Source organism: Novosphingobium sp. YAF33 (assembly GCF_052113265.1).
Lineage (GTDB): Bacteria > Pseudomonadota > Alphaproteobacteria > Sphingomonadales > Sphingomonadaceae > Novosphingobium.
Genome location: NZ_JBFRCW010000002.1, coordinates 60,701 through 79,968 on the forward strand (window position 1 = coordinate 60,701; position 19,268 = coordinate 79,968).

16 protein-coding genes and 1 pseudogene are annotated in these 19,268 nt (G+C 60.9%); 12 read left to right on the forward strand and 5 right to left on the reverse strand.

The features are described from left to right. The first annotated feature begins 15 nt into the window (after nt 1-15). The 10 genes and pseudogenes from AB4Z00_RS04640 to AB4Z00_RS04685 all read left to right on the forward strand — a co-directional run bounded on the left by AB4Z00_RS04640 (nt 16) and on the right by AB4Z00_RS04685 (nt 11,210). Nucleotides 16-978 (forward strand): DMT family transporter, encoded by a 963-nt coding sequence (locus AB4Z00_RS04640; RefSeq protein ID WP_134093626.1) that lies wholly within the window; start codon nt 16-18, stop codon nt 976-978. 244 nt (nt 979-1,222) lie between these two features. Beyond that, complete coding sequence (locus tag AB4Z00_RS04645) at nt 1,223-2,251, forward strand: LacI family DNA-binding transcriptional regulator (RefSeq protein ID WP_442045111.1); 1,029 nt, start codon at nt 1,223-1,225, stop codon at nt 2,249-2,251. A 108-nt stretch (nt 2,252-2,359) separates the two neighbouring features. After that, on the forward strand, nt 2,360-3,484 hold the full coding sequence (locus AB4Z00_RS04650; protein WP_442045112.1) for an acyltransferase family protein: 1,125 nt from the start codon (nt 2,360-2,362) through the stop codon (nt 3,482-3,484). Nucleotides 3,485-3,535: 51 nt separating this feature from the next. Beyond that, a complete protein-coding gene (bglX, locus tag AB4Z00_RS04655) occupies nt 3,536-5,854 on the forward strand; it encodes a beta-glucosidase BglX (RefSeq protein ID WP_442045113.1) in 2,319 nt (772 codons plus the stop codon). Between the two features lie 757 nt (nt 5,855-6,611). Further along, nucleotides 6,612-6,782 carry a hypothetical protein gene (locus tag AB4Z00_RS04660; protein WP_442045114.1) on the forward strand — a complete coding sequence of 57 codons (171 nt, stop codon included), beginning with the start codon at nt 6,612-6,614 and terminating at the stop codon, nt 6,780-6,782. Continuing rightward, nucleotides 6,772-7,617, forward strand: a complete 846-nt coding sequence (locus tag AB4Z00_RS04665) for a hypothetical protein (protein ID WP_442045115.1) — start codon at nt 6,772-6,774, stop codon at nt 7,615-7,617. Before AB4Z00_RS04660 ends, AB4Z00_RS04665 begins: the two co-directional genes overlap by 11 nt. Nucleotides 7,618-7,667: 50 nt before the next feature. Continuing rightward, nucleotides 7,668-7,865 carry a hypothetical protein gene (locus tag AB4Z00_RS04670; RefSeq protein ID WP_442045116.1) on the forward strand — a complete coding sequence of 66 codons (198 nt, stop codon included), beginning with the start codon at nt 7,668-7,670 and terminating at the stop codon, nt 7,863-7,865. 726 nt (nt 7,866-8,591) lie between these two features. After that, a pseudogene (locus AB4Z00_RS04675) lies at nt 8,592-9,650 on the forward strand (IS630 family transposase). A 77-nt stretch (nt 9,651-9,727) separates the two neighbouring features. Continuing rightward, a complete protein-coding gene (locus tag AB4Z00_RS04680) occupies nt 9,728-10,360 on the forward strand; it encodes a tyrosine-type recombinase/integrase (RefSeq protein ID WP_134096069.1) in 633 nt (210 codons plus the stop codon). 415 nt (nt 10,361-10,775) lie between these two features. Continuing rightward, nucleotides 10,776-11,210, forward strand: coding sequence for a hypothetical protein (locus AB4Z00_RS04685; RefSeq protein ID WP_442045117.1), 435 nt, complete (start codon nt 10,776-10,778; stop codon nt 11,208-11,210). Between the two features lie 13 nt (nt 11,211-11,223). Here the strand turns inward: AB4Z00_RS04685 and AB4Z00_RS04690 are convergent, their stop codons facing one another. From AB4Z00_RS04690 to AB4Z00_RS04710, 5 genes are all read right to left on the reverse strand, one after another. Next, nucleotides 11,224-12,183 carry a hypothetical protein gene (locus tag AB4Z00_RS04690; protein ID WP_442045118.1) on the reverse strand — a complete coding sequence of 320 codons (960 nt, stop codon included), beginning with the start codon at nt 12,181-12,183 and terminating at the stop codon, nt 11,224-11,226. Next, nucleotides 12,180-14,675, reverse strand: coding sequence for a fimbria/pilus outer membrane usher protein (locus AB4Z00_RS04695; protein ID WP_442045119.1), 2,496 nt, complete (start codon nt 14,673-14,675; stop codon nt 12,180-12,182). The genes AB4Z00_RS04690 and AB4Z00_RS04695 overlap by 4 nt, the downstream gene beginning before the upstream one ends. Nucleotides 14,676-14,679: 4 nt before the next feature. Beyond that, entirely contained in the window at nt 14,680-15,450 is a 771-nt protein-coding gene (locus AB4Z00_RS04700; protein WP_442045120.1) for a hypothetical protein, read from the reverse strand. Between the two features lie 80 nt (nt 15,451-15,530). Next, nucleotides 15,531-16,145, reverse strand: coding sequence for a hypothetical protein (locus AB4Z00_RS04705; RefSeq protein ID WP_134096074.1), 615 nt, complete (start codon nt 16,143-16,145; stop codon nt 15,531-15,533). A 155-nt stretch (nt 16,146-16,300) separates the two neighbouring features. Further along, nucleotides 16,301-16,891, reverse strand: coding sequence for a hypothetical protein (locus AB4Z00_RS04710; RefSeq protein WP_442045121.1), 591 nt, complete (start codon nt 16,889-16,891; stop codon nt 16,301-16,303). 628 nt (nt 16,892-17,519) lie between these two features. On the opposite strand from AB4Z00_RS04710, the gene AB4Z00_RS04715 reads away from it, so the two are divergent. Together AB4Z00_RS04715 and AB4Z00_RS04720 are read left to right on the forward strand one after the other, a co-directional pair. Further along, a complete protein-coding gene (locus AB4Z00_RS04715) occupies nt 17,520-18,092 on the forward strand; it encodes a hypothetical protein (protein ID WP_442045122.1) in 573 nt (190 codons plus the stop codon). Nucleotides 18,093-18,380: 288 nt separating this feature from the next. Continuing rightward, a complete protein-coding gene (locus AB4Z00_RS04720) occupies nt 18,381-18,890 on the forward strand; it encodes a hypothetical protein (RefSeq protein WP_442045123.1) in 510 nt (169 codons plus the stop codon). Nucleotides 18,891-19,268: the final 378 nt, after the last annotated feature.

Genomic DNA, 19,268 nt, shown 5'->3' on the forward strand with positions numbered 1-19,268 from the left:
AGGCAGCGAGCCGCGATGCAACCTGAAGCTTTCTCCATTTCCGGGCGGAAAAGTGGAACGACTATTGCCGCGGGCATTGCCTGCGGCGTTGGTGCCGGGGCATTATGGGGGCTGGTCTTTCTCGTTCCGGCGATCCTTCACGCCTTCGGCCCTTTCCAGATCGCGATCGGACGATATGCTACCTATGGCTTGCTCGCCGCCGCGATCATCGGTCGGCGCTGGCCGGCTCTGCTGCGAAAGCTGGATAGGCGGGACTGGCTTACCCTTGCAGGCCTCAGCCTTTGTGGAAATACCGCGCATTACGTGTTTCTGACGGTTGCGGTGAAGCTTGGCGGCGTCCCCATGACATCGCTGGTCATCGGCTTCCTCCCCGTCGTCGTGACGGTCATCGGCAGCCGCGAACAAGGTGCCGTTCCGCTTGCAAAACTCATTCCATCGGTACTTTTCAGCGTGGCGGGAATGGTCGCAATCTCCTGGCAAACGCTGGTATATGGCGAAGGGGAACGGTCCTGGGACCAACTAATGGCCCTGCTCTGCGCCATCGTCGCGCTCGCGACCTGGGCTGTCTTCGCCGTTTGGAACGGCCGAACCCTCCATCGCCTCGACCATGTCTCGTCGCAGGAATGGAGCCTTCTGACCGGAGTAACGTCCGGGTTGGAAGCGCTGCTGCTCATACCGGCAGCGCTTCTGTTCGAGCGAACGTCCCACAGCACCGGAGACTGGCTGAACTTCCTGTTCGTGTGCAGCAGCGTTGCACTGTTCTCGTCGATTATCGGCTTCGCGCTCTGGAACAGAATGTCCCGGCTTCTGCCGATGACAATGGTGGGACAAATGATCCTTTTCGAGACTTTCTTCGCCCTACTTTACGGCTTTCTCTGGGACCACCGTCTACCTGCCATTCTCGAGACCGCCGCCATCCTTTTCTTGTTCTCATCTGTGGCGTCGAGTGTGGCTGCCCACCAAGCTGAGAGAAGTTGAGACCCGCGATTTACCGGTCGTGCCGCAATCTGCCGATGCAGGTAGCTGCTTCCCGCAACTCGCAATGCTCCCATCCGCGGGAATAGCGCCACGCCCAACCAAAGGCTTCCGCCGATAGAGCAGGCCTGGAGCAATCCTCTCGACTACCTTTTGCAGCAAACCAACAGCCATGAACGGGCGGTGCTTGCGCACGATCTTGACGTCGATCATGAAGCATCATGGACCGCCAACAAGCTTCCTCGTCATGAGCCGTCGGCCCAGTGACCACAGCCGCGTGACGCTGCATGCCGTAGCCACGCGCGCGGGCGTTTCCGCCATGACCGTATCGAACGTCATCAATGGCACGGGACGCGTCAGTGCGGATACCCGCGAGCGGGTTCTCTCCGCCATTGGCGAGTTGGGCTATGTTCCCAACCAGTCGGCACGAAGACTGACCGGCGCGGGCGTCACCTGCGTCGGGCTGATCTGCGCCGATGTGGACAGCGTGTTCGTGGAAATGACGCTGGCGGCCGTGGCAGTGGTCGCGGCCGAATGCGGTGTCCAATTGCAGATCCGGTCAGCCGCGGACCCCTCACTCGAAGCCACCATCGACGTTGCCCGCGACCTTGTCGGCAAAGGCGCGCAGGCATTGATGCTGCTTCCCCCTTATGCCGAGGCATTGGGAAAAGACCCCAGGGTTGCCGCTCTCGACGTTCCGATAGCGGCCATCGCAACGGGCCACGCCTTGCCCTATATCGCCACTATCCGTATCGACAACCGCTCGGCCGCGAAGTCGATGACCGAGCTTGTCATCGCCCATGGCCGGCGCCGGATCGCCGTGCTGAGCGGCCCGCTCCACCACTCCGACAGCGTCGCGAGAGTGGAAGGGTATCGCGACGCACTGCGCGAACACGCCCTGCCCATCGACCCTGCGCTTTGCGTCGAATGCGATTTCACGTTTCAGTCGGGCCTCGTCGCCGCGCAGCAGCTCCTGAGCCTTGGGAACCGGCCGGATGCGATCATCGCCGGTAACGACGACATGGCAGCCGCCGTGCTGTGGATCGCGCATCACAGCGGCCTTTCCATTCCGGGCGATCTTTCCGTCACCGGTTTCGACGATACTGTTCTGGCTACGCGGGTCTGGCCGCCGCTCACAACTGTGCGCCAACCGGTCCGCGCGATGGCAGCGGCCGCGATGGAATATCTGTCAGGCTCGGTGCGGCATCCCCAGCCGGGCCCCGTTCCGCTGGATGCGGTAATCCCGTTCGAGATGATTGAACGCGGATCGGTGTAACAAATAATTCTTGTGGTTTAACGATAAATCACCCAGCCCTGCCGCGACAAGAATGGGAGCGGATAAGTGGAGCAAGCTGCAAGCCTGAACGCGGCGGGTGATTTGACGATGCAAACCACCGCGGATCCGGATCTGGCCGTCGATAGGACGGCAAACGGGAAACAGCATTTCGAGGTTCTTGACGGCCTTCGTGGAACGGCCGCCATGCTCGTGGTGCTGTTCCACATACAGGGCATAACCGTTTCGTGGGAAGGTGCGCGGATCATCCTTCATCATGCGATCCTGGCAGTAGATTTCTTCTTCATGCTGTCCGGCTTCGTCATCGGTTACGCCTATGACGACCGTTGGGACCGGATGACCGTAATGCAGTTCATGAGACTGCGGCTGATCCGCCTCCATCCGCTGGTCATTCTCGGAACGCTGCTGGGGTTCGTCAGCTATCTCGTGGATCCGTTCGCAGGCAACGCGCAGACCGTGCCGATCCGCGAATTGCTCGTGGCCCTGTCTCTCGGCCTCCTGCTGCTCCCATCGCCGATGCTGCCCAACCGTTGGGGCGACACGCATCCGTTCAACGGGCCGTGCTGGAGCCTTTTGCAGGAATACATCGGCAACATCGTCTATGCCCTTGCCTTGCGCCACATGCGCGCCCGCACGCTGGGCGCTTTGGCAGTGCTGAGCGGCGTACTGCTGATCGCCTGCACGGCCACACTGGACAGCATCGACCAGGGTTCCGCATGGCCATCCTTCTGGATGGCACCGGTTCGCCTGTGTTTTCCTTTCGTTACTGGCCTCTGGCTCTACCGGGTTCGGGATCGCCTGCCCTCGATCCGGCTCGGCTGGGTGCCCCTGTCCCTATTGCTGACCGGCATTGCTGCCTTCCCGACGCTCAAGCCCGTCGCCGGCATCCCCCTGAACGGCCTGTACGAAGCGCTCTGCGTCATCCTGCTTTTCCCGCTGATCGTTCATGCGGGCAGCCATTCCAAGGCCGGGCCAGGAATGATGGGCTTGTGCAAGGCGAGCGGGCGCATCTCCTACCCCATCTACATCACGCACTTTCCGTTTCTCTACATCTGGATGAACTACGTCGCCAATGAGAAGCCTTCGCCCGCGCGGATGGCGACGATCGGCGTGGCGCTGGTGCCGTTTCTCATCATCGCCGCCTGGGCAGCTTACAGGTTCTGGGACGAGCCCATCCGCACCCGTCTGCGCACCGCCTTCCTGAAACGCGCCTGAGCCGTCGTGATCTTTCGAACCCCTCCTCCCATCAGCAAACAGGGACGCCCGATGACATCGAAAAACAAGTTGCGCCGCAAAGCGCTCACCGGAGCCGCGCTGGCCGCGGCGCTCACCGCGTCCGGCACGGCCAGCGCGCAAAGCAAGGCAACATCGGGCATGCCGCTGAGCGACGAAGTCGTCCGGGCCCGCGCCGATGCGCTGATCGCGCAGATGACGCCGGAGGAAAAGGCCGGCCAGATCACCCAGTATTTCGATTTCACCGATTCTCCGGAGGAGGCAAAGCGCGTCACCGACGAGATGGCGGCCAGCCGCGCCGGTTCGCTGTTGTTCGTGCACGATCCTGCCGAACTCGACCGCCTTCAGCACATCGCCGTCGAGAAGACCCGGCTCAAGATCCCGCTTCTCTTCGGGTATGACGTGATCCATGGCCTGCGCACCATCATGCCGGTGCCGATCGCCGTTGCTGCAAGCTGGGACCCAGGTGTTGCACAGCAGGCGCAGACTGTTGCAGCGCGCGAAGCCCGCGCCGTGGGTATTCACTGGGCCTTCGCGCCCAATCTCGATATCGCGCGCGATCCGCGCTGGGGCCGCCTTATCGAGGGCGCGGGCGAAGACCCCTACCTCGGCAGCGCCATGGCGGCAGCCCAGGTGCGCGGTTTTCAGGGTTCCTACATAGGCAGTCCCGGCCATGTCATCTCCGGTCCCAAGCACTTCGCCGGCTACGGCGCCTCTATCGGCGGCCGCGACTACGACGAGGTCAACCTTTCCGACAGCGAGCTCTGGAACGTCTACCTGAAGCCCTTCAAGGCCGCCGTCGACGCCGGTGCGGGCAATATCATGAGCGCCTACATGGGCGTGAACGGCGTGCCCGCCACGGGCAATCGCTGGCTGCTCACAGACGTCCTGCGCAAGACCTGGGGCTTCAGGGGCTTCGTCGTAACCGATGCCGGCGCCGCCCATGACCTGCTGACTCATGGATTCGCCGCCAGCAACGAAGATGCTGGCGTTCGCGCCCTGCAGGCAGGCGTTGATATGGAGATGGCGCCGCCCTTCGGCATTTCCGCGTTCAAGACGTTGCCGCAGTCGCTGGCGGCAGGCAAGATAACCACCGCGCAACTCGACGATGCAGTGCGCCGCGTTCTCGAAGCCAAGATCCGCATGGGTCTTTTCGAAAAGCCCTATGTCGACCTCCAGGCAGCCAAGCGGGTGCTGGCCGATCCCGCCCACCGCGAGGTCGCCCGCATGGCGGCCGAACGCAGCGCCGTGCTGCTACGCAACGAAGGCGGCGCGCTGCCGCTCAGCCGCAGGGCGCTCAAGTCGATCGTGGTGATCGGACCGCTAGCCGATTCCGCGCGAGATACTGTGGGACCATGGGTGTTCGACCAGGACGACAAGGAAACCGTAACGGTGTTGGCCGGCATCAAAGCCGAGGTCGGCAGCGGCGTAAAGGTTGCCTATTCGCCGGGCGTGACCCTGCCCGCGCGTGTCAACAAGTCGATCTTCCAGTCCGACGAGCAATTCGCAGCGGGTAAGGCCCGGAATGTCGACGACACGCCCGAAATCCAGCGCGCGGTCGCGCTTGCCAAGGATGCGGACGTCGCCGTGCTGGTGCTGGGCGAAGGCCAGATCATGGTCGGCGAGAATGCCTCGCGCTCCTCGCTCGATCTGCCGGGACGCCAGCAGGAACTGCTCGATGCCGTAATCGCCACTGGCAAGCCGGTTGTCGTCCTGCTGATGAGCGCGCGCCCGTTGGATATCAAGGGCAGCAAGCCGGCGGCGCTGATGGATATCTGGTATCCCGGCACGCAGGGCGGGACGGCCGTGGCCAACCTGCTATTCGGTAAAGTCTCGCCGGGCGGCAAACTGCCCTACAACTGGCCGCGCAACATCGGTCAGGTTCCGCTGCCCTACGCGCACCTCACCACGCATCAGCCCAAAACGGTCGAGGAGCGATACTGGAACGAGTCCAATACTCCTCTTTATCCGTTTGGGTATGGTCTCAGCTATTCCACTTTCGCATTCTCCAACCTCAAGGTGGACAAGGCAAAGGTTGCGCGGGGCGTAGCGGTGCCGGTCTCGGTCGATGTCCGCAACACCGGCAGCCGCAAGGCGGATGAAGTCGCGCAGCTTTACATCCACCAGCGATATGGCACTGCCGCGCGCCCAGTTCGGGAATTGAAAGGCTTCGAGCGCCTGACCCTGGAACCAGGTGAAACCCGGACCGTGCGCTTTACGCTGAGCCCTGATGACCTGAGCTATTGGGCGGCATCAACCCGCTCGTTCGTGCAGGACGCGACCACATTTGATGTCTACGCCGGCAACAGCTCAACCGCTGCGCTTGGCGGCTCATTCGAAGTGGCTGACTGACGCTTGCTTGGCAGATAGGTGAATGATGCACCAAGCGTCCTTCCACTATCTGCCAACTGCGGAAGCGGTAGGCGTCCACACGGCGGTCCCCTCGCCCAGCCCAGTCTTCGCCTACAAAGATGGTGTATCGCGGCTGCGTTTCAGCGCAGATGCGGTTGCCCTCTTTCACGTAGGATGCTTTGCCCGAGGCAAGCTGGCCTATGGTACGTGCTGAGACGCGGCAAATAAGCGCGCGGCTCAAGACCAGATCAACAAGTTCCAGTCCAATGATGGTCCAGGCATCGCACAGATGAAGCGCGTGGGCTTGTTCAAGCCGGTGCACGGCAAGACGATGCAGTTGGCATCAGTGGCAACGTCCGGTTTGTTGGCGCCTGCCGACCGGTAGAAAACCTCATCGCCCTTGACCCGCCAAACCTGAAGGCAACAGGCAGCTATCTGCCCTGTCTAGCCGGTAAGCCGTCATTCCGAAATTGGGACTTTTTGCTCGGTCCGGTTCTGAGCGCACGACTCGAGAAAGCTGACGCTCTCAGCGTGGAACTTGCCAGCATTCCCTTGGCAGCAATGAGCCCATTGTCGCCGTCCGGCGGCTCGGCTCCTTTACTCGGAAACGGCTGCAACGCGCCCATCATCGCCATCCGGCGGCTTGGTTCCATTGCTCGAAAGCGGTCGGTCGTTCAGGTTGGTCCGTTCGATCGTGCGCTAGAAAGGCTACCGGTCGGCATCACCGCATAGCGTCGGGCCGTGCAAGATAGTCGGCATGCTGAAGCCAACGCCTGCTGTCCAGACCTGCCAATCGATGAAAATCTTCGATAAACGGTTGCCATTGCTGGCAATTTTCAACCCTTTGCGTGCGTCAAAAAGCCAGCGTTCGGTCCTTCCAGGCTCGACGTTCAATATAGGACCTCAGGTTATCTACGATGAAAACTGACTATGGCCTCCCTGACCCCTCGGGCCTACTACCCAACCGCCCCATAGCCATACGTCGGCATGGCTTCGCTGACCGTTTCCGCATGCTGTTCCTAGGAGTGGTATTGGGCCTAGTTTCGATCGGCACTATGGTTGTGGTCTGGCCCGGCCTGTACGCCGACCACCGCATCATAAGCGATCCCGTTGCGGTACCCGAGGCTTCGCTTGTAAGCAGCGAATGCAAAACCAAAAGAATGAGCGTGAATTGCGAGGCGGGCATCGCCTATCCCCGCGACGGGCAGACCCAAATCCGCTCGGTCGAATTTTCGTTCCTCAGTCTCACTTCCGGCGACTACGATACGGCTATAGTCGCCGAACGGAACAATCCCGACAACATTACGCTTTCGCTGGCGATCGACGAGTTCTGGAACCGCTTTGTTGGGTCGGCTCTGATCGTGTTCGGGCTTGGGACTATCGCCGTGCTGATGGTACGCCGCTTCATCCACCTGTCCGCCACGGTCAAGGCGTTGAAGGAACCTGCGCCTCTAAAGCCGGTTTGGGCGCGGATTACCTTGAAAAACAAGAAATGGGGCCGTACCCGAATCACTTATTATCCAATCTCTGGTCTTAGGAAGGGCATGGRCATCGTCAGCCTGTTTGCCAAAAACGAGACCCCGTGGATGCATTTTGTCCCGTCGCAGAATGAAACCTTTGTGCTCGCGGCCCAGCATCCCGGTGCGATCCTCCCAGTCATGCTCGATGAAAACTTTGAGCGCTTAGATCTCACGCAGCAGGAAGTGTTCGATGCCCGGGCCGTGCGCGACAGGCTCGTGCAGCGGACTATTGGCCAGCATTGACCTAATCGCCGAAGCCTCCGACGCCCAGTTCGGTTGCTTAAGGAAATGTAATGCCGCGATTCATTGCTCTGCTGATCATAGGGTTTGGAGCATTCTTTAATGGATTTTGCCGTTTTGGAACTGCCGCGACTTCGGCTGAGCGCTCTGGATGGATTTATCAGCATTTTGGTGCGAACGGGATCGCGATCGGCTTAATGTTGCTTGGATCAGTCCTTTCGGGTTTCGGAATATCTATGGGGCGCAAGTAGGTCGCTGGAGCAAGGGCGGGACGGATACATAGGAAATAATAATATATCCCATATTTATCCGATAGGCTTATTCAATCATCATGTATGTGGAGTAACTGTAATGCGTTTCATTGGAATTGTTGTGGGAATTGCTTTGGTTTATATTGTATATAGGTTTGCAAAAAATAAGAGCGGTCGCTGAAACAGCTTTTTCGTCCCGACTGCGCGCGGCGACAGAACTTGAGCACCATCCTGATGGGCGGCAAGCGGACAGTCCGTTTCGCCGTTGCTCGCCCTGGAAACCTGACATAACCTCTGGTCCATAGACAATTTCTGGCGCAAGCGCTGTGCTGCCGCGATCATCCCCGTGGCTATGATTTCGGTCGGACGCCTTGCTTATGGGCGGACGATTGATCGGCAAATCTGCTCAGAGAATTTTAGCAACGTGGAGGCTTGCGAGATCTTCACGGACGTGAAGTCCCTGCTTCCCAAGTCGATCATTCCGAAAGAGGCAATCGATCGAATTTGGACGGAAAAGAACTTTTCAGAAGCGATGAGAGGCCGTTCACCAATCGGTGCCGCGAAGACATTGCTCGCGGAATTCGGAACCTCGCATACAGGGATATTTTCCAACGATGAGACACAGTATTTTGACCTTATACCAAGGTGCGCTGAAGCTGACTCACGTGGGGGATTCCCAAGCCGCTGAAAATCTGATTCGACGTTGCAGGCACGTGGAGGCTTGCGATGGCGGCAGCGATTGGTGTTCGATCTGACTACACACCGGCGGATTTACGTCGGTTTGTGCGGCGAAGCGGTGATGCCGATCAGGTTCGGCGGCTGTTGGCAGTGGCGCTGACACTGGACGGCGGGAGCCGGAGCGAAGCGGCAAAGGTTGCTGGCGTGACGCTGCAGATCGTGCGGGACTGGGTGTTGCGGTTCAACGCGGACGGCCCCGATGGGCTGGCGACGCGCAAGGCGCCGGGGCGGGCCGCGATCCTCAATGACGAGCAGCGTACCCGGCTTGCGGCGATAGTCGAGGCTGGGCCTATCCCGGCGGCGCATGGCGTGGTACGCTAGCGGCTTGCCGATCTGGCGCAATGGATATTGGACGAGTTCGAGCTCTCCATCACACGTCACACGCTCGGGCGCGAGTTGCGCGCGATGGGCTATCGCAAGCTCTCGGCGCGGCCCGCCATCGTGGCCAGAAGGGCGACGACATTGCCGATTTCAAAAAAGCTTCGCTGCCCACCTGGCGAAAATCAAGCGGAGGCTCCCGAGAGGAACGCCGATAGAGTTGTGGTGGCAGGACGAGGCCCGCGTCGGCCAGCAGACCAAGTTCACCCGGCGCTGGGCCAGGCGCGGCACCCGGCCATCGGCACCCAAGGAACAGCGGCGATCTTCGGCATGGTTATTCGGTGCGATCTGTCCCGCTGAAGGCAAGGCGGCCGGTATCGTCATGCCCCGCTGCAACAGCGAGGCGATGAGCATGCACCTCGAGGAGATCGCCTTCCACGTCGCCCCGGGCGCACATGCCGTCCTCCTGCTCGATCAGGCCGGGTGGCACGGATCGGCGGAGCTGGTCGTGCCGCCCAACATCACCCTCATGCCGCTGCCGCCGAGGTGCCCGGAGCTGAATCCAGTCGAGAATGTTTGGCAGTTCATGCGCGACAACTGGCTGTCGAACCGCATCTTCCAATCCTACGACGACATCGTCGACCACTGCTGCTCGCCTCGAACAAGCTCGTCGAGCAGCCCTGGCGCATCATGTCCCTCGGACTGCGCCAATGGGCCCATGGGTTCTGATCAATGCGCTTTGGTATAAGGGTCGGCCTTCTCTGAAGCGTTCTACCTATGGCCGTCAGGGCCGCAGGAGATGCGTCATGGGATTATCAGAGTTTGATCCCGCTGCTCGCGAGCGGGTGTCGTGGAACGCGGGGCGTAAAGTTGGAGCAAAGCGAGCGCTCAAACCCCGTCAGATATGGGCGATCCGGTTTTTTCTCGACCAGCATGGGCGGGTCCGCGACCGGGCCCTCTTTGACCTCGCCATCGACAGCAAGCTTCGCGGATGCGATCTGGTGAAAATCCGGATCAGTGACATCGTTTGCGATCGGAAAATTCGAACACGGGCTACCGTCGTACAACAGAAGACCGGCCGGCCAGTTCAGTTTGAACTGATGACCGATGCTCGCGCCAGCCTACTCAAATGGCTCGAGCTTCGAGGTGGATCCTTGGAGGACTTTGCATTTCCTAGCCGCACCGATCACGCAGCCCACATAAGCACCCGACAATATGCTCGCCTTGTCGATGAATGGGTTACCGGTATCGGCTTGCCCGGCGAAGATTACGGCACTCACTCTTTGCGCCGAACCAAGGCATCGATCATCTACAAGGCGACTGGAAATCTCCGGGCCGTCCAGATTTTGCTTGGGCACACGAAGATTGAAAGCACGGTCAGATACCTGGGCGTGGACGTGGAGGATGCTTTGACGCTCGCAGAGGGCACTGAAATCTGAGATTGCCTGGCTCCTTGCCGTTGCAAGGAGCCAGGCCCTACACGGCGGCGGCGCCTCTGCGCCCGTTGACGACCTTCAGCGGACGTTTTGCCGTTGCCGACCGCATTCAGCGACGGTCGAAAAGGGGCCAACTGTAAGCTCCATCTGGCCGCCGCGATGACCGAGTGGAGGAAGAAGGCGAAGCAAGTGCTGAGATGCCGCCGTCAAGCTCTTAGCAACGCCTGTCGTGCCAACGTGTTTATACGAGCGTTAGGATGCTCCTGGCTCGGAGCGCAGCTTTCGCAGGACTTTGTGTTGAACGGATGGCCAAGGTTGCCCCTGATGCGAACTTGATGATCAAAAGGACTTGTTAACTAAGCCGCTTTACGTCGATTTCAGTTCGGCACGCGATTGTCGATTTCAGCAGGAGGGTAATATGCTCACGTCTGGAATGAAACGTTGCGCGTTGGTGGGAGTTTTGCTGCTTTTTCCCGCAGCTTCCGCCACCGCCTACGACGGCGCTTCGATTGCCGTGACCGGCCGCGTACCTACGGTCTGTCAGGTCAGCATCTCCGCACCGCCCGCGCATGCCATCCAAACCGGTGCCAACGATCTCGGAACGATGCGTGAACTGTGCAATAGCCTCGCCGGCTACAAGATCACGCTCAACCATCCTGCCGGACTGGTGGATGCCTGGGTGGATGTCGGCGGCGTTCGTGTACCGCTCTCACCGACGCAGACGCACACGGTGATCGTCGATAATCGCACCCCCGCCTATCGGGAGCGCCAGCTCCGGCTTGTCCTGAACCAGGCGCCGGCCGTGGATATGGACTTCAGTCTCGAAGCCGAACCCAAGGGCGCAGTGTTTTAAGCTGCAAGGCCTATCAGGGGCGGACCGACGAGCATCCCTCGCCGCCCGAAAGCCCAAGGCGGGGTGAGAACGTGAGGGTGACCACGTCCGCATACTGACCTGCCGGAAGGCGATGCAGATCGTTTCCGGCAAGTTCCACCTGCACGCCATGGCTTCGGCCACCCGGAGCCGGCGTCTGGCTGCAAGCGATCATCGAGCGGTCGGTCACCGGGAAACCCGACACCTTCAGCGCGTAGGGAAGAGCGGCGTCATCTCCGGCAAAGCGCTTCATGGTGCCGCGCTCCTTGTCCACCCGGATTTCGTAAGGCACTGTTGACTGGGCGGTCACCGTGAGACCGCGGACGACGTTGCCGCTGGAGCCGTCCACATCTCCGAAATCAATACGGCCGCGCTGCGTACCCATCGATCCGACGAACGTTGCGATACGTTCCGGCACAGTCAAATCGACGGCGACCTGACTGCCAAGCTGCATGCCGCGATCAAGTTCGTCGCGGCCGGCAAGGCATACGAACCGAAGCTCGAGCGGCTGATAATAGTTTCCGGCGACGATTCCCTGACCGGCCGGTACCTGGATGCGGAAACTTTCGTTGACGTTGTCCCCGCTGGCGCCGGCACCGAATTGAACGACCGCCCCGTTGGTCGGATTGGGCTGTTCCGCGCCGGAAACCAAGACCATGCGGCCAGCATCCCGCACCCAGCGGATATCGTAGCGTATCGAATCCCTCCGGCCCAGAGCCGCCCCGCGGTTGATCGCGCCGGGATTGGCAAGCACGAGCCGCACGGCTGTGACGCGCGGATCCAGACGCCGGACGTGAATGGTGAAGTTCCGCTCGATTTCGGCCGGATTGAACGGATCGTAGTCGAGGGTGAGTTCGCTCGCGGAGGCGCGGAAATCAGCGCAGTTGGCCTTGGCCGCCCCAGGCAGGACCAAGGTGAGGACGGCGCAGGTCAGGAGCGTGGCGGCGATCTTCATGGGGTTCCCTCGGGCTTCAATGCACCGCCGCGCTGCAATGCGGCTTCGGTTGTCGTCACGTCGATCATGTAGACGAGCTTGCCATCGTTCATGGGCATCTCGATGCGCCATTTGCCTGGACGCAGACCTTGCACAGCGAATTGGCCGCGGCGGTTGGTAAACATCTGTACCGGCTTGCGATCAGGCGCCGCGAGTTCGAAAGCGTTCCCGCCCACCAGCTCGAGCGGCGCGCCGCTCGGCAGCAGCAATTGGCCGGTATAAGTGACGAAGTAGTCTGACCCAATCTCTACCAGATGGCCTGAGCGATAGGGCGGCCTGAACTGGACGATGCCCGATCCGATATCGTAGCCGGCTGGCGCATCGGGCACGTCATAGGTCAGAAGCCGGGGCGAATAGGACGTCAACTGCGACATGACCGCGCCGCCGAACGTGCCGGACCTGGCGACATATTCGTCCTTGCGGGGATCGATGTAGACGGACTTGCCTTCCAGTGAGGCATGGGGCTTCACGATTGCGAAACTGTCGTAGATCGGGCGGGACAGGGCGACACTGCCGCCAGCATAGGCCACCGAGAAGGCCGTGCGCAGCGATGTGCGCTGGTCGATGATCGCGCCGCTGTTCGAGAACGATGTGTTGTGGGCCGCGCCGAGTTCCGCTCGGTTGAGGAGCACGTTCGCAGCGGCATTGACGCCTACCGAATCCTCGACCCGGTCGATGTTTGCCGAGGCATTGTAGGATCCGACACCGGTGCCGCTGGAGCGCTGGTAACTGAGGCGGGCACGCTCACGCTGGCTATCGAGATCGGCGGTGACGCTCGAGCTCCGGTCGAAGCGGTAGATCAGCGAAACCCGGGCGCCCGGGCCGGACCTTCGTTCGCTGCTCTGGTAGGATGCTTCCGCCGTCAGCAGCAGACGCTGGTTGGGCCGCCACCCGTACGTGGCGCGGGCGGTGGACACATCCTTCCGATCGCCGCGAGCAACCGAATAGAACCCGTCGAGGCTGAAATAGTGGTCGGCGCCGAGGGATTGGGAGTACGTTGCGCCCAGATCCAGAGCGTAGGGGTTGCTGGCGGAAAGGCTGTCCGGCAGCGAGAAGTTCCTGCTGGTCGCCTGGATGGAAGCTGTCAGCGAGCGGGCGTTGCCGCCAGTGCCAACGCGCGAAAGCTCGTAGCCGACATTGACGGCATAACCGCTGCCGACGTCTTTGTTATGCGAGCCGGCGAGGTTGAAGGCCAGGGTGCCGACGGGCGAGGCCCAGACAACCTCGGCGCCGCCTACGCCGCCCCGGCGCTGAAGCTGGAAGTTTCCTCCGACCGTCAATTCCTCGGTCAGGCCATGGCGATAGAAGCCGGAAGCGATCGGATCGTCGCTGTAGCGGCGGCCGCCAGTACCGAACGGCGCTTTCACGCCGCCATAGAGCCCGAACTCGCTGAGGCCGGCAGCAAGCAGGGTCCGATCGAAATTGATGGAAAACGAGATCACGTTCTCGCGGCCGCTGTCGTCACGGACGATCAGCCTCACGTCGTTGGACCCTTGCGCGAAGGGAAAGTCGCCGATGTCGTAAGTGCCCGGATTGAGCCGGGTCACCTGCACCGATTGCCCGTTGACGATCGTTTCCACCGTGGAGGCACGGGTAAGGGTGAACGACCTTTGACCGCGCGGCTGGATGTTGCGCTGCGGATCGAGGTCGGCATAGACCCGCGAAAGCGAGAGGCCAGCCATCGGGCTGGATCCGGAAAACCCGCGCGATACCGGTTCCAGATCGCCTGCGGTATATCGGGCGGTGCCTCGCGCATCGTCATAGACGATGCGGGTGCCTTCACGCCGGAAGCTGTCCTGGATACTGCCTTCGTTCTCGAGCACGAAACCGCTGACTCGCACTGCGCTATCGAAGACGATGTTCGGGGTCTGGAACCCGGTCCGGCTCCCCTTGTGCACGTAGTCGCTGTTAACGAAGGCGGTGAGATAGGCAGAAACATCTTCAGCAGACTGGATCGGTCCTGCCACGGGGTCGTAGCCCATGACGCGAATCGATTGTCGCACGCGAAGGGCGGGGTCCAGCGTCATCAGCAGGCCGAGGCTGGCCTGGTCGTAAGCGAGACCAATGCCTAGCGCCTGCATGTCGCCGGTAGAGATTGCAGCCTTGCTCTCGATGCCGGCTGCAACCCTTGTCCACGCGTCGGTGGAGAGAACGCCGCGCAGCAGGGCAAGCAGTTCTTTGGTGTCGACTAGAATGCGGTCGTCAGCGGTCAGCGTGTAGGACACCTCGCCCAGGACGAAGCCATTGTCGGACAGCGGCCCTCCCATCGGGATGTCGCGCCCGGTTCGGTTGAGACGCTCTGGGGAAACGGCGGGGTGTTCGCCCGGCGTGGTCGGCTTTTCGGCCAGCGAGGGCACATTCGTCTGCGCATAGGCAGCGAGTGACCCGAACAGCGTCAATCCCGGCGCCAGGCCCGCAAGGCCCAGGAGATAGAGGGAACGGCGGTTCGCCACGGCGTCATTTGCTTCCGGCTGAATTCAGTTCGACCGAAAGGGTGCCGCCGGCATCCGGGAGTTCGACGTTGATGGGAAAAATTCGACTGGCTTTAGAAGGTACCAGTCCGAGGCCCATGCTCTCGCGGATCTCTTCGGGTTCGAAAGTCTTGCGATAAGCCTCGGAACCGTCCCCGCGCCGCTCGATCAGGGTCATGCGGTTGGTGGCGACGTAGCCGTAATTGGCACCATCGTTGGCGATCGTGATGACCGGCTGCGGCTTCCCGCCCGCATCGGTGCCGACCTTGGCCTCGACGATCTTGAGCGAAGGCACATCGCCGTTCGTCCCGACGCTGACGAGCACCTTGAAGCGGTGGAGGACCTGAATCGCGTTCTGGCTTTCCGGCATGGCAACCGGAAGCTGGGCGATGGTCACATAGAAGTGACGGCTTTCACCTTCCAGCGGCTGACCGATCCACTGGACGCGGAACGCCTGGGACTGGTTACCGCCAAGGGTCGCTTGGCTGGGAAACACGAGGACATCGTCGCTTTCGACGTCCTCAGCTTCGCGCAGTTCCCCATTCACGACATTGACTGGGTGGACCGTCACTTCAACGGGCACGGTGTCGGGGAAGGTATTTTGCAACGTGACGATGGCCGAAGTCCGGCGACCTGCCGTCTGGAGGTCGACCACGACGGGCTGCACGTTCAAAGCCAGGCTGGGGCCGGTGGTCGCCATCAGTGCGAGGAACGACAGCAGCGGGCGCAATGCGCGCCGGGCAAGAGGCGTGGTCATGAGCAGGTCTCGGGAAGCAGGGGCAAGGGTAGGGGCAGGAGAAGCCGGAGGCGGACGCAAGCGTCCGCCTCCGAGCAACATCAGGCAGCCGGGGTCAGCTCGATCGAGACGTAACCCGAGTAGTTACCAGCAGCCAGCCGACGATCGGTCAGCGACGACCAGTTGGTGGCGGTGCGGCTGGAGCCGCTCGAGGAGGCGACAGCGGCGCCCTGGCTGGCAGCCTTGACGAACTGGACGCGGGTAGCGGCCGAGCTGAGGCTGTCGTGGCCGCCGAAGCGCTGAGCTACGGTCGAGCCACCGTCGGTCGAGGTCGAGTCGAGGGCCAGGCCGTTGATCGAGGTGTCGAGGTTGTAACGGATGAACTGGGCGAAATCGCCCTGGGCGAGGCCGGTGCCGGAAGCGCCGTCAAGGGCGAGCACGGCGCGGGCGACGCGGACGTTGCTGCCGCCGTTGTTGCAGAAGGCAACGACGCGCGCGTCGGTCAGCTTCTGGGCGATTTCTTCGGTAACGGTCGAACGGACCTTGGCATTGGCATCGGTGAGATCGCCCAGGGTGATCGACGAAGCCTGCGAAGAGATGCCGCACTTGCTGTCGACCTGCGCATTGATGTCGATGCGCGTATCGGCGGCGTTAGCCGAACCGGCGGCGACTGCGAAAACGGCTGCCGCGCTGGCGGCGAGGATCGAACGCTTCATATTCAACTCCTTGAGTATCTTGACGCAGGAACGCGTCGGAGAATTGAAGACCGCTTTCGCGGGTCTTGCGACTTGCACCGGCTACCGGGACAGGCGGCCGATGGTTGAGCGAAGCGTCGACCCAACGCTCCGCCCTCCGTGTGGGTGGACTGCAATTATGCGCGTGGCCCAACCACCAGAATGAGGGTGTCTTTGTAGCGGCCCGCCGCAAGGCGGGGCTGGTTAAGAGCTTGCGCCGCCCAGTCGATCGAGATCACGGCATTGCGACCGACACTGATGCCGGCGCCGGACTTGAGGCCGCGTCCGGGAACGAGGCTTGCGAAAGCGCACCGTCCGCCATCCGCCATCTCGTCGGACGCACAGGGCGCGCTGCGAACGGCGCCCTTGTCGGTTTCGAGCATGACCGAAACCCGGTAGCGCTTGCTGAAGGAAAAGCCCGAGCCGTCGTCGTTCGCATCGACATTCGTCAGCGCGCCGCGCTGCGACGTTACGCCCAGGGCATAAGGTGTGTTGCAGTCGAGCCCGACTGCTAGAGCGAAGTTGGCGGCGCCTTCGAGATCGCGCGGTGCGGTGATGCTGGCTGGGCCGTTGTCGGCGAAGCCGCACCGTTCCTTGATGCGGGCAACGACATCGATCGCCACGGACTCCGTGGCAGCCATTGCTGGCTCGATGATGAGCAACGCGGCAAGCAGTACGCTGCCGGCCTTGATGGCGGCAAGCGACAGCCGCCATGAATAGTCAATCATCATCAAGCCCCCGCTTAATGTGTGAACTGCAAGATTAGCCCCTGTCGTCCACATCAGTACGCCCCGCACCGGGCGCCGTCGGGGGCTTAGAAAACCTAAGCAGCGTAAGCAATTGCTAAATGTTAGTTAACAACAGCTTTGCTCATTTTGGGACAGTTTGTGAGCAGACTATGAAGCGACATTCTTGAATTTGCGTCGAATTCCGGGGTTTTCGCCATTGCTGGGCCGATCGCTGGTGAAATCAATCCCGCCTCTGCCTGCTTTGCGTTAGCTAAAAAACACTTATGACGTTTACGCGTTTTCACGCTGGCCGAAGCTGTCCAGTCTCGTGAGCCACGGAGCTGAAGCCGAAGGCCTTGGTCCATTTGCCATGACCCAATCGATCACCCCATCCAGAGGTCAACATTCGCTGCCGGTTATGAGATGGGCTGGCTTTAGCCGACACGCGCCGCATACGTACCGTCCGCAGATTGGCTTCGGATTTTCGCGTCTGAACGGCAACAAAGGGTCTGGCACGGAACGGCGAGCCCGGCAGCAAGCCCTCGAGATTTGATCGGGCTGCCAGGCACCCTTCCAATCTGGCGAGTGCGTCTTGCTGGAAATGTGAGGGGGGCATAGATGCGCGACCATGAAACCGATCGCTCCCGCTCAAATCGACGACCAAGTCATCCGCTTCGCTCGCATTGCGCTCAAGGGCGTGCCCGAGTGGATCGAGGTGGAGCCCCTGGAGGGAAGCGTGAAGACCGAGTGCTTCGATAACGTCGATCGGGCGATACGCGCCCATGGCGGCAAGGCGATCATGGGGTGGGTCATTTGGGAAAAGCCTGGCGTGTGGTTGGAGGCAGAGCACCACGCGATCTGGGAGGAACAGGACGGCGCCTGGCGCGACGTTACCCCCACGGTTGATGGGGAACTGCGCTTAGTGTTCGTGCCTGATGAAGAGGCGATTGGTACCCATCCTCGGTTTGGGCTACCGACCCGCTACGCCTCGATTTCCAAAGACCCGGTTGCGATCAATGCGATTAAGAAGGCTCAAAAGCTGATGGAGGTTCGCGCCGAGATTCTCGCCGCTGGGGGTATCAGCCCCAAGCTGATGCCGAAGGCGCAATTGGCGCACGAGCGCTTCATCAAAGCGCTGGAAGCGATCGACGCTAAACTCGCGGGGCAGGCCAAGGTCGAAAATGATGACACGCCTAAGTGATGGTGTGCCTACCGTCGCAGAGGGCGCGACCGACAACAATCGAAAAGCGGAACGTCCGGACCTGAGCTTCGAAAATTGATGACTGAACGGCGATAATTGGTCGGGATCGGATAGAGTGGAGAGTTGAGAAAAATGAACGGTGACGAGTGGCGAAATCAGTGGCTTGCGGGGGATGGGAGCTTGCCGATCATGCAACCGTGTCCAGAATGCCGCCTCGACATGCCTGTCCTCGCCACCAAGTGTACGAAGTGCTCTTACACGCGCCGGACGAGGGTGCGGTTCAAGGATTTGAGCACCACCACCTTGAGTCTGGTCATTGCTCTGCTGTCAATCATTACCGCTGCATTGCCCGTAATAACGAATGCTCTACTTCCTCGCGAGGCACAGACTAGCGCCGGGTTCGTCGGAGCGAATGAAGATGGAACGCTCGATTTCAGCCTAATCAACAAGGGTGCAGAGACCGCAGTCCTGAGAGATGCGACGTTTTTTGTCCGTAATTCCCGCCTCTTCAGGCAAACCGGTGAGATTTCTTACCCCATCGTCTTTGCCAAAGCCGAAAACAGTAACGACTTCAGAAACGTTAAGCTCAACGAAATCCACACTGTGTCCGGACGAATAAACTTCGAACGTCCCTACAATGTGGAGCGAATCCGCAGCAACCTTCTCGACCTTAACTCGAGGTGCTTCCTGGTTGTCCGCTTCATTGCTTTGAGCGGAGATCATGAAATTGAAATGGAAACCGAGTGCAGCCGCGTGCTGCCCGTACTCGCCAAGGACATCAACAAGCTGTCGGATTGACACAGTCCGAACTGATACCGCGTTGCCCTTCTTGCAAGATAGTGGCCCCTTAATCGGGGATGAAACTCGGAACCTTGTCTGACAGCAGCTGTGGCTTGTGCTGCATTCGGGCTTGTGCGTATCCTGACGCTTTCAACACTATGTCGAGCGCATCAGTGACGTCGCTGGCGCGGCATGATGCGTGAGGCATGTCGTGGCCAGCAGCAGACGCGCGACTTCCCCGCGGCTCAGCACAACCGGCAATTTGCTCAAGACCTTCTCACAATCGAGCCGGCGGGAGAGATCTGGTCGGTCCAGTGTGTGCAGGAAGAAGAATCGCAGCGCTGCAACGACGCTATTCATGGTGGCGGCGGCATGCCCCGTTCGGGCGCTGATCTG

Excerpts from the sequence above, each read along its gene's own strand:
- AB4Z00_RS04640 (WP_134093626.1), top strand. The coding sequence starts at position 16 with ATGCAACCTGAAGCTTTCTCCATTTCCGGGCGGAAAAGTGGAACGACT.
- AB4Z00_RS04645 (WP_442045111.1), top strand. The coding sequence starts at position 1,223 with ATGAGCCGTCGGCCCAGTGACCACAGCCGCGTGACGCTGCATGCCGTA.
- AB4Z00_RS04650 (WP_442045112.1), top strand. The coding sequence starts at position 2,360 with ATGCAAACCACCGCGGATCCGGATCTGGCCGTCGATAGGACGGCAAAC.
- bglX (WP_442045113.1), top strand. The coding sequence starts at position 3,536 with ATGACATCGAAAAACAAGTTGCGCCGCAAAGCGCTCACCGGAGCCGCG.
- AB4Z00_RS04660 (WP_442045114.1), top strand. The coding sequence starts at position 6,612 with ATGCTGAAGCCAACGCCTGCTGTCCAGACCTGCCAATCGATGAAAATC.
- AB4Z00_RS04670 (WP_442045116.1), top strand. The coding sequence starts at position 7,668 with ATGCCGCGATTCATTGCTCTGCTGATCATAGGGTTTGGAGCATTCTTT.
- AB4Z00_RS04680 (WP_134096069.1), top strand. The coding sequence starts at position 9,728 with ATGGGATTATCAGAGTTTGATCCCGCTGCTCGCGAGCGGGTGTCGTGG.
- AB4Z00_RS04685 (WP_442045117.1), top strand. The coding sequence starts at position 10,776 with ATGCTCACGTCTGGAATGAAACGTTGCGCGTTGGTGGGAGTTTTGCTG.
- AB4Z00_RS04690 (WP_442045118.1), bottom strand. The coding sequence starts at position 12,183 with ATGAAGATCGCCGCCACGCTCCTGACCTGCGCCGTCCTCACCTTGGTC.
- AB4Z00_RS04700 (WP_442045120.1), bottom strand. The coding sequence starts at position 15,450 with ATGACCACGCCTCTTGCCCGGCGCGCATTGCGCCCGCTGCTGTCGTTC.
- AB4Z00_RS04705 (WP_134096074.1), bottom strand. The coding sequence starts at position 16,145 with ATGAAGCGTTCGATCCTCGCCGCCAGCGCGGCAGCCGTTTTCGCAGTC.
- AB4Z00_RS04710 (WP_442045121.1), bottom strand. The coding sequence starts at position 16,891 with ATGATTGACTATTCATGGCGGCTGTCGCTTGCCGCCATCAAGGCCGGC.
- AB4Z00_RS04715 (WP_442045122.1), top strand. The coding sequence starts at position 17,520 with ATGAAACCGATCGCTCCCGCTCAAATCGACGACCAAGTCATCCGCTTC.